Annotated in this window: 5 protein-coding genes and 1 pseudogene; all 6 read left to right on the forward strand. The window is 64.1% G+C overall.

Annotated features, from left to right (window positions below):
- On the forward strand, positions 1–1,285 hold a 1,285-nt coding region (locus HP499_RS18500; RefSeq protein ID WP_172325652.1), incomplete at its 5' end, for an FGGY-family carbohydrate kinase.
- 69 nt (positions 1,286–1,354) lie between these two features.
- On the forward strand, positions 1,355–2,338 hold the full coding sequence (locus HP499_RS18505; protein WP_172325656.1) for a LacI family DNA-binding transcriptional regulator: 984 nt from the start codon (positions 1,355–1,357) through the stop codon (positions 2,336–2,338).
- A gap of 210 nt (positions 2,339–2,548) precedes the next feature.
- Positions 2,549–4,279, forward strand: coding sequence for a ribulokinase (araB, locus tag HP499_RS18510; protein WP_172325653.1), 1,731 nt, complete (start codon positions 2,549–2,551; stop codon positions 4,277–4,279).
- Positions 4,276–4,983, forward strand: coding sequence for an L-ribulose-5-phosphate 4-epimerase (locus HP499_RS18515; protein ID WP_172325654.1), 708 nt, complete (start codon positions 4,276–4,278; stop codon positions 4,981–4,983). The genes araB and HP499_RS18515 overlap by 4 nt, the downstream gene beginning before the upstream one ends.
- A 52-nt stretch (positions 4,984–5,035) precedes the next feature.
- Positions 5,036–6,571, forward strand: a complete 1,536-nt coding sequence (araA, locus tag HP499_RS18520; RefSeq protein ID WP_172325655.1) for an L-arabinose isomerase — start codon at positions 5,036–5,038, stop codon at positions 6,569–6,571.
- Positions 6,568–6,789, forward strand: a pseudogene (locus HP499_RS18525) (galactose mutarotase); the annotation flags it as partial. The gene araA and the pseudogene HP499_RS18525, both read left to right, overlap by 4 nt.

Below are 6,789 nucleotides of genomic sequence, written 5' to 3' on the forward strand. Positions count from 1 at the left end.
CCAGGAAGCCATCACGGAGGCAGGCGGCTTGGACGACGTCGAGGCTGTGTCCGTTGGCGGCCAGCAGCACGGGATGGTGTGCTTGGACGAATCCGGAAACGTAGTGCGTCCCGCGCTCCTGTGGAACGACACCCGCTCCGCACCCGACGCCGAGGAGCTGATCCTCGAAGCCGGGAATGGGGATGCTGCCGCCGGGGCCTCGTTCTGGGCGTCCACCACCGGAACCGTACCTGTTGCTTCGTTGACTGCCACCAAGCTTCGCTGGCTGGCACGGCATGAACCGGAGAATGCCCGACGAACTGCCGCAGTTTGCCTGCCTCACGACTGGCTGTCCTGGCGTCTCGCCGGACATGGTCCAGGCAGCGGGCCGGCATCGCTGGAGCTACTCCGCACCGACAGGTCGGACGCCTCCGGCACGGGCTATTTCTCAGCCGCCGGTGGCGGTTACCTTCCGGAGGTGCTCAAGAGCACGCTCGGTCATGTTCCCGTCCTTCCGGTCGTGGTCGGGCCCCTGGAAGCTGCGGGCAAGACGCCTGGTGGCGCTTTGATCGGACCCGGAGCAGGTGACAACGCCGCAGCAGGCCTGGGCGTAAGTGCCGCCGTCGGGGATGTGGTCATTTCCATTGGAACTTCCGGGACCGTATTCGCGGTGTCGGACGTCCCGGCGCAGGATGTCAGCGGACTGGTTGCCGGCTTCGCCGATGCCACGGGCAACTTCCTTCCTCTTGCCTGCACGCTCAACGCGACAAGGGTCTTTGATGCCACTGCCGCATTGCTCGGCGTGGGTTTAGAGGAACTGGGCGTCCTGGCGCTCTCCGCTCCAGAGGGTGCTGACGGGCTGACTCTGGTGCCGTACTTCGAGGGCGAACGCACACCCAACCTGCCCGACGCGACGGGCTCGCTCCACGGCATCACCGTTTCCAACTACACGCCGGCCAACCTGGCGCGGGCAGCGGTGGAAGGCGTCCTGTGTTCGTTGGCGGACGGACTCGCCGCACTGCAGGCCCAAGGCGTTTCCGCCCAACGCATCATCCTGGTGGGTGGAGGCGCGCAATCAGAAGCCGTCCAGCAAGTTGCAGCATCGGCCTTTGGGCTGCCGGTCTTCATACCCCGGCCCGGCGAGTACGTCGCAGATGGGGCCGCCCGGCAGGCAGCCGGTGTCCTGACAGGCCAGTTGCCGGAATGGCCCCTGGATGGCGTCGACGTCATGCCACAGGATTCCGAGGGAACCGCCCCGTTCCTAGCAAGGTACCGCCACTACGCCGCCAAGGTGGCCCTGGGTTGATCATGGGTGCCGGTGATCTATCGTGACAGGGTGAGCTCAGATCAATCTGCACCAGCCCGTCCCCCCGTCATGGAGGACGTTGCCCGCGTGGCGGGAGTTTCCCACCAGACCGTTTCCCGGGTGCTGAACAACCACCCGAACGTGAGTTCCAAGACGCGTGAGCGTGTGGAACAAGCAATCACGGAGCTTGGGTACCGCAGGAACACTGCGGCACGCAGCCTGGTCACGCGACGCTCGCAAACCATTGGGGTTCTCGGCAGTGAAATGGCGCAGTACGGACCGTCGCACACGCTCCTCGGCGTTCAGCATGCGGCACGGGATGCAGGCTACTTCGTCAGCGTTGCGGGCTTGCGGGAAGTCACTCCGGAGACCATCAAGGACGCCATGGCACACTTCATGGACCAAGGCGTTGACGGCGTAGTAGTCACCGTCCCCCATCCGGGGACCTTTGACGTTCTCAAAGACATCACCGCCCAGGTGCCTTTGGTTGCTGTTGGCTCCATCGGCGATGAGCACCTCACGGGGGCCACAGTAGACCAGCGCCAAGGTGCCAAGCTCGCCGTCGAGCACCTCCTGAGCCTTGGACATCAGCGGATAGGCCACCTGTCCGGACCTGCCGACTGGATTGACGCCGCTGCCCGCATTGACGGGTGGCAGGAGGCCCTGGTGGAGGCCGGCCTGGAACCGGCAACCTTGATCGAGGGCGACTGGAGTGCAGAGTGCGGCTACCGCGCAGGCCTGAAGATCGCTGCCGACCGTTCGGTCACTGCCCTGTTCGTGGCCAATGACCAGATGGCACTCGGTGTGCTGCGTGCGTTCAACGAGACAGGCGTGCAGGTTCCCGGCGACATCAGCGTTGTGGGCTTCGATGACCAGCCAGAGTCCGCCTACTTCATCCCTCCACTGACAACCGTGGCGCAGGACTTCGAGGAACTCGGACAGAGGTGCATCGGCCTGCTGCTGGACCGTCTGGACGGCGGCACAACCCGCGAGGCAGCCACCGTCACGCCCCGCCTGGTGGTCCGCTCCACCACGGCCCCCGCACCCAACTGAGCCGGCAGTAGATGCCGATGTGAGCCCTCAAAGCGGCATCTACTGCGAGCCACTTGGGGGCGTTCGGGGCCAGCTTCCGCTATGAGCACCGGTTCGACACCACCCGCTCTTGACATCAAAGTTGTGAGCGCTAACAATTACATCAGACCTTCTTCACTTTTCCACCCCGACCCCCGGCAATGAGGCCTTGGCCAGCCGGATGGAGACCCCATGAATACCTCTGAAAACCTCCCGCTGGACGAGCAGTTCGTCATCGGCGTGGACTATGGCACCCTGTCCGGACGCGCCGTCGTCGTGCGTGTATCGGACGGTGCAGAACTTGGCAGCGGCGTGTTCGAGTACCCGCACGCCGTCGTGTCGGAAAAACTGCCCGGCAGCGGCCAGCGGCTTCCCGCTGACTGGGCGCTTCAGGTCCCCAACGACTACCGCGACGTTCTGCGCAATGCTGTACCGGCCGCCGTCGCCGATGCCGGGATCAACCCGGAACATGTGGTGGGTATTGCTACGGACTTCACCGCCTGCACCATGGTTCCGACGACGGCGGACGGCACGCCGCTGAACGAACTGGAACGCTTCGCGGACCGGCCGCACGCTTTCGTGAAGCTGTGGCGCCACCACGCGGCCCAACCTCAAGCTGACCGAATCAACAAGCTCGCTGAAGAACGAGGTGAAGCATGGCTTCCCCGCTACGGCGGCCTGATCTCCTCCGAGTGGGAATTCGCCAAGGGACTGCAGCTTCTCGAGGAAGACCCGGAAGTCTACGGCGCCATGGACCACTGGGTCGAGGCTGCTGACTGGATTGTCTGGCAGCTCTGCGGCAGTTACGTCCGCAACGCCTGCACCGCCGGCTACAAGGGAATTTACCAGGACGGAAAATACCCCTCCGAGGACTTCCTGGCGGCGTTGAACCCTGAGTTCAAGGGCTTCGTGTCAGAAAAGCTGGAGCACACCATTGGCCGGCTGGGCGATGCCGCGGGATACCTCACCGAAGAAGCCGCAGCATGGACCGGCCTTCCAGCGGGAATTGCCGTGGCTGTGGGCAACGTGGACGCCCACGTCAGCGCGCCGGCCGCGAACGCTGTTGAACCCGGACAGCTCGTGGCCATCATGGGCACCTCCACCTGCCATGTCATGAACGGCGACGTGCTCCGCGAAGTCCCCGGCATGTGCGGGGTAGTGGACGGCGGCATCGTCGACGGCCTCTGGGGTTACGAAGCCGGCCAGTCCGGCGTTGGCGACATTTTTGGTTGGTTCACCAAGAACGGTGTCCCGCCGGAGTATCACCAGGCCGCCAAAGACAAGGGCCTGGGTATCCACGAATACCTGACCGAACTCGCGGAGAAGCAGGCAATCGGCGAGCACGGACTGATCGCCCTGGACTGGCACTCGGGCAACCGTTCAGTGCTGGTCGACCACGAACTTTCAGGAGTCGTTGTGGGCCAGACCTTGGCCACCAAGCCCGAAGACACCTACCGTGCGCTTCTGGAGGCAACGGCGTTCGGAACCCGCACCATTGTTGACGCCTTCCGCGACTCGGGTGTCCCGGTCAAGGAATTCATCGTGGCCGGCGGGCTCCTGAAGAACAAGTTCCTGATGCAGGTCTACGCTGACATCACAGGCTTGCAGCTCTCCACTATCGGGTCTGAGCAGGGCCCAGCGCTGGGCTCGGCCATCCACGCCGCTGTAGCTGCCGGGAAGTACAAGGACATCCGCGAAGCCGCAGCCTCCATGGCAGCTGCTCCCGGCGCGGTGTACACCCCCATCCCCGAAAACGTGGCGGCCTACGAGGTCCTCTTCCAGGAATACAAAGCCCTTCACGACTACTTCGGCCGCGGCACCAACAACGTCATGCACCGCCTCAAGTCCATCCAACGAGCCGCCATTCAGGGCTCGGCACAAGGGTCGGCCCGGTCCAACAGCCTTGAAGGAGCCTCCGCATGAGCACACTGTTGGAAACCATCGCGAAGGTCCGCAAGGAAGTCTGCGAGCTGCATGCAGAACTCACCCGCTACGAACTGGTGGTGTGGACCGCGGGCAATGTCTCGGGCCGTATCCCCGGGCACGACCTCATGGTCATCAAGCCTTCGGGCGTTTCCTATGACGACCTCACGCCCGAGCTCATGGTGGTCACTGATCTTTATGGCACACCTGTGCGGGGCATCAACACCGGAAGTGCCGGGACTGTGGACTGGGGCAACCCGGACCTCTCCCCGTCATCGGATACGGCCGCGCATGCTTATGTCTACCGGCACATGCCCGAGGTAGGCGGCGTGGTCCACACCCACTCCACCTACGCCACGGCCTGGGCTGCCCGCGGGGAGGAAATCCCCTGCGTCCTGACCATGATGGGCGACGAGTTCGGCGGTCCCATCCCCGTAGGGCCCTTTGCCCTCATCGGTGACGACTCGATCGGCCAAGGCATCGTTGAGACCCTCAAAAACTCCAACTCGCCCGCGGTCCTGATGCAAAACCATGGACCCTTCACCATCGGCAAGGACGCCCGCAGCGCCGTCAAAGCAGCGGTGATGTGCGAGGAAGTGGCCAGGACAGTCCACATCTCCCGTCAGCTCGGCGCTCCCCTGCCCATAGATCAAGCCAAGATCGAGTCCCTCTTCGACCGATACCAGAACGTTTACGGCCGCTAACCCGGTCAGCCAGAAGCCAGCTCACAAAACCCAAGAACACCCAGGAGCCACCATGCCCAGCGCCAACAACACGTCCGCCAACTCCACCTCCCTGGGGCAGTACGAGGTCTGGTTCCTCACCGGCAGCCAGCACCTTTACGGCGAGGACGTCCTCAAGCAGGTCGCAGCGCAGTCGCAGGAGATTGCCAACGCCCTGAACGCCAGCAGCGATGTTCCGGTGAAGCTCGTATGGAAGCCGGTCCTCACCGATTCCGATGCCATCCGCCGCACAGCGCTGGAAGCCAACTCGGATGACTCCGTGATTGGCGTGACGGCGTGGATGCACACCTTCAGCCCCGCCAAGATGTGGATCCAGGGCTTGGATGCGCTCCGCAAGCCTCTGCTGCACCTGCACACACAGGCCAACCGGGACCTGCCTTGGGCTGACATCGATTTCGACTTCATGAACCTCAACCAGGCAGCCCACGGCGACCGCGAGTTCGGGTATATCCAGTCGCGCCTCGGCGTGCCGCGGAAGACCGTCGTCGGACATGTTTCCAATCCTGAGGTTGCCCGTCAGGTTGGTACGTGGCAGCGCGCCTCGGCCGGCTGGGCCGCCGTGCGCACGCTGAAGCTGACCCGTTTCGGCGACAACATGCGCAATGTCGCCGTCACCGAAGGTGACAAGACCGAAGCGGAACTTCGTTTCGGCGTCTCAGTGAACACTTGGTCCGTCAATGAGCTCGCCGACGCTGTGCACGGCGCGGAAGAGTCCGACGTCGACGCCTTGGTAGCGGAGTACGAGCGCCTTTACGAGGTGGCTGACGAGCTGAAGGCGGGCGGCACCCGCCACGAGTCGTTGAGGTACAGCGCCAAGATCGAGCTGGGCCTCCGGAGTTTTCTGGAAGCCAACGGTTCCGCGGCGTTCACCACGTCCTTCGAGGATTTGGGCGCTTTGCGGCAACTGCCGGGCATGGCTGTCCAGCGCCTCATGGCCGACGGTTACGGCTTCGGCGCCGAGGGCGACTGGAAGACCGCCATCCTGGTCCGCGCTGCCAAGGTCATGGGCGGTGACCTGCCCGGCGGCGCGTCGCTGATGGAGGATTACACCTACCACTTGGAACCGGGCAGCGAGAAGATCCTGGGCGCGCACATGCTGGAGGTATGCCCTTCCCTGACCGCCACGAAGCCGCGCGTGGAGATCCACCCGCTGGGCATTGGCGGCAAGGAAGACCCCGTCCGCATGGTGTTCGACACCGACGCGGGCCCGGGCATTGTTGTTGCCCTCTCGGACATGCGTGACCGTTTCCGCTTGGTCGCCAATGTGGTGGACGTCGTCGATCTCGACCAGCCGCTTCCCAACCTGCCGGTTGCCCGCGCACTGTGGGAACCGAAGCCCGACTTCGCCACTTCGGCGGCCGCGTGGCTCACCGCCGGAGCCGCACATCACACGGTATTGTCCACGCAGGTGGGCCTTGAGGTGTTCGAGGACTTCGCCGAAATCGCCAAGACCGAACTCCTCACCATCGACGAAAGCACCACCATCAAACAGTTCAAGAAGGAACTCAACTGGAACGCCGCGTACTACAAGCTGGCTGGCGGCCTGTGAGCACTGAATTCACGCTGAACGCGGGCGGTTACACGGCCGTTGTTACCGCCCGCGCGGCCGCGCTGCGCGTCCTGCAGTTCCAGGGCAGGGACCTCATTGTCCCCTTCCCGGAGGGTGGTCCGATCCCGGACTACCGCGGCGTCATCGCCGCACCGTGGCCCAACAGGATCGCAGACGGGACCTACAGCTTCGACGACGTGAAGCACCGGCTTCCGGTC

This window comes from Paenarthrobacter sp. CM16, assembly GCF_013179505.1.
Classification (GTDB): Bacteria; Actinomycetota; Actinomycetes; order Actinomycetales; family Micrococcaceae; genus Arthrobacter.

Excerpts from the sequence above, each read along its gene's own strand:
- araA (WP_172325655.1), top strand. The coding sequence starts at position 5,036 with ATGCCCAGCGCCAACAACACGTCCGCCAACTCCACCTCCCTGGGGCAG.
- HP499_RS18505 (WP_172325656.1), top strand. The coding sequence starts at position 1,355 with ATGGAGGACGTTGCCCGCGTGGCGGGAGTTTCCCACCAGACCGTTTCC.
- araB (WP_172325653.1), top strand. The coding sequence starts at position 2,549 with ATGAATACCTCTGAAAACCTCCCGCTGGACGAGCAGTTCGTCATCGGC.
- HP499_RS18515 (WP_172325654.1), top strand. The coding sequence starts at position 4,276 with ATGAGCACACTGTTGGAAACCATCGCGAAGGTCCGCAAGGAAGTCTGC.